Raw genomic sequence first — 3595 nt, forward strand, 5'->3', positions numbered from 1 at the left:
GCGGGCGCGGGGGTGGAAGCCGGCAGGGGCGGGTGCCTCAGCCACAGCTGTGGCTGAAGAGGACTGAACCTGAGTGGGGGCGGGGCATGGGGCGGTTGCGCAGTTGCCTGCGCCCCGTCAAAGCGAAGGATTGCGCCGTTCCCCGCGCCCCTAAAAACATAAAGGCTGCGGTGTTCGGCGCGTTTCTGGGGGTGTGCGTGTGCACGTGAATGGGGGCCGCCTGAATAGGTGGCCCCCATTCACGTGTGTGGCGTTCGGTCTCAGTCCGGCTGGGGCGGGAGTTCGTCCACCAGCGCCGTCTGCATCAGCCTATCGCGGCGGCGGGCGACGTGCAGGGCCCGGCCGGGCGGCAGGTTGCGCGGCTTCGCGTTGCCGAAGAGGCGGCCCTCCGTGGGCGGGCAGGACAGCAGGACGGCCGGGTTGTTGGCCTCGTCGAGACGCCGGATGAGGGCGTCGCTGAGACCGCGGCCGGCGCCCATCGCGCTGCGGGCGACGACCAGGTGCAGGCCCATCTCGAAGCCGAGAGTCAGGTACTCGAAGAGCGGCTCCATCGGGCTCTGGAAGGAGTTGCCGGAGACCATGTCGTAGTCGTCGATCAGGATGAACAGACGCGGGCCGGTCCACCAGTCGCACTTGCGCATCTGGCCGGGGGCGATGTCGGCGCCCGGGACCCGGGTCTTCATCGCCCGGGCCGCGCCCTCGATGGTCTCCTTGAGGTTGTCCAGCGAGATCACATGCCCGATGCGGTACTCCTCCGGGATGCTGTCCACCAGGGTGCGCCGGTAGTCGACGACGATGATCTTCGCCTCGGTGGGGGAGTACCGGGTGGTGATGCCCTCCGTGATGCGGCGTAGCAGGTTGGTCTTGCCGCTCTCGGTGTCGCCGACCACGACCAGGTGCGGGGTGCGGCTGAAGTCGTGCCAGACCGGCTCCAGGGCGTCCTGGTCGATACCGAGCGGCAGGCGCATACCGTCGCCCTCGGTGGACTCGGGCGCGGGGAGATCGGACAACGGGAGCCGGTGCGGCAGCATCCGGACCTGCGGGGCGGGCGCGCCGGGCCAGTGCCGGGCGACCTCCGCGACCAGGTGGCCGACGCCGTCGCCGAGGTCTTCCAGGGAGCCGCTGCCGTCGAGGCGGGGCAGACCGGCGAGGAAGTGCATCTTGCTGTCGGAGGTGATGCCCCGGCCACCGCTGCGCGGCACCGAGCGGGCCTTGCGGGTGTCGATCTCGGAGTCCATCGGGTCACCCATGCGCAGTTCGAGGCGGGTGGCCGCCTGGTCGCGGACCTGCGCGGACAACTCCACCCAGCGGGTGGTGGTGATGAGCAGGTGGATGCCGTAGTTGAGGCCGCGGGCGGCCAGTTCGTTGAACTTCGCGATCAGGTCGTCGTAGTCCTGGCGGACCGTCGACCAGCCGTCGACCACCATGAACACGTCGCCGAACGGCTCGTCGGGGAACTCCCCGGCGGCCCGGCGGCGGCGGTAGGACTGCATCGAGTCGATGGTGTGGTCCACGAAGAACTGCTCGCGCCGGGCGAGCAGCGTCATCACCTCGGCGACGGCCCGGTGCACCCGTTCCGGGTTCAACCGCGCCGCGACACCGCCCACATGCGGCAGGCCGGCGAGCTGCGAGAGACCACCGCCACCGAAGTCGAGGCAGTAGAACTGGATCTCGGCGGGCGTGTGGGTGAGGGCGAGGGCACCGATCAGGGTGCGCATCAAGGTGGACTTGCCGCTCTGTGAACCACCCGCGATGGCGACATGGCCGCCGGCGCCGGAGAGGTCCACGATCAGCGGGTCGCGCCGCTGCTCGAAGGGCTTGTCGACCAGGCCGACCGGCACCCGGAGCTTGCCGGTGCCCAGCCAGCCCTTGGCGGTGAGTCCGCGCTCGAGGTCGGGCGCGATACCGGGCAACAGGGCGTCCAGCGGGGAGGGCTCGTCCAGCGGCGGCAGCCACACCTGGTGGGCGGCGGGGCCCGAGTCGCGCAGCCGGTCGAGGGCCACGGCGAGCAGGGTCTCCACGTCCTCCTCGCTCTCCTCCTTCTCCGGTTCCGGTTCGGGCGCGGCCTCCAGGGTGCGGGGCACCACCCAGCCGCTGGTCCACGGCACCACCTGGCTGGCCACCCGGGCCTGGACCACCGCGCCGGTACGACGCCGGTAGGTGCCGGACGAGTAGGCGGCACGGAACCGGGTCAGGGCCTCCACACCGGACTTCAGGTAGCCGTTGCCGGGCTGGGCCGGAAGCTGGTAGGCGTCCGGCACACCGAGCACACCGCGGCTCTCCATGGCGGAGAAGGTGCGCAGACCGATGCGGTACGAGAGATGGCTCTCCAGCTGGTGCATACGGCCCTCGTCCAACCGCTGCGAGGCGAGCAGCAGATGAACTCCGAGTGAACGTCCGAGGCGGCCGATCATTACGAACAGGTCCATGAACTCCCGGTGCGTGGACAGTAGTTCACTGAACTCGTCGACCACCACGAACAGGCTGGGCAGCGGCGCGAGGTTCGTCCCGGCGGCGCGGGCCCGCTCGTACTCCAGGGCGGAGGTGTAGTTGCCCGCGGAGCGCAGCAGTTCCTGGCGGCGCATGAGTTCGCCGTGCAGGGCGTCCTGCATGCGCTCCACCAGGGCGACCTCGTCGGCGAGGTTGGTGATGACCGCGGAGGTGTGCGGGAGTTCCTCAAGACCGAGGAAGGTGGCGCCGCCCTTGAAGTCGACGAGGACGAAGTTCAGGGTCTCGGAGGAGTTGGTCAGGGCGAGGCCGAGGACCAGGGTGCGCAGCAGTTCGCTCTTGCCGGAGCCGGTGGCGCCGATGAGCATGCCGTGCGGGCCCATGCCGCCTTGCGCGGACTCTTTGATGTCGAGCTCCACCGGGCGCCCGTCCACGCCGACCGCGACCGGCACCCGCAGGCGGGCGGCGCCCATGTGCTTGTCGAACAGGGTCTGCGGGTCGTGCCGGTGCAGGTCGGGGATACCGAGCAGCGTGGTCAGTTCGACGTCGGTCTCCAGCGGCTGCGAGATGTCGGTGCCGAGGCTGATCCGGCGGGCGGTCAGCAGCCGGGCCAGCGACTCCGCGCCGAGCGGGCCCAGTCTGTCCGGGCGGCCGAGCGCGACGGAGCGCTCCTTGCGGCTGCGGTCGGTACGCACCAGGCTCACCCGGTCGGGGCCGACGGTCAGCCGCAGGGTGTTGCGGCCGGGCCGCCAGCGCAGCGCCCCGGAGACGTCGAGGACCACGGCGTTGCGGTAGCCGTGTCCCTCCCAGCGGTGCCCCTCGGGGACGTTGACGCCGTCCAGTACAACGACGGTGAACGGTTCGTCACGGCCGGGGCGGGCGTCGGGGTCGAAGCCGGGCCGCTCGGCGAACTCGGCGCCGAGCAGGTCGTCCAGCTCGGTGATTTCCGCGGTGATCCGGCGGACCTGGCCGGCGCCGTCCTCCTCGTGCGGGTGCAGGGCGTGCGGCAGCCACTTGACCCACTCCCAGTCGGGTCGCCGGTCGTCGCTGACACACACCGCGAGCCACAGCTCTTCGGGCGCGTGGAACACCGCGAGCTGGGCGAGTGCGGCACGTACGAGGGCGCGTACGGCTTCGGGGCCGGGGC

1 protein-coding gene is annotated in these 3595 nt (G+C 71.0%); it reads right to left on the reverse strand.

All coding sequences use genetic code 11. The features are described 5' to 3' along the window. Positions 1-260: 260 nt before the first annotated feature. On the reverse strand, positions 261-3595 hold a 3335-nt coding region (gene eccCb / locus O3Q52_RS50665; RefSeq protein ID WP_269655174.1), incomplete at its 5' end, for a type VII secretion protein EccCb.

Source organism: Streptomyces sp. ActVer (assembly GCF_027270795.1).
Classification (GTDB): domain Bacteria; phylum Actinomycetota; class Actinomycetes; order Streptomycetales; family Streptomycetaceae; genus Streptomyces; species Streptomyces umbrinus_A.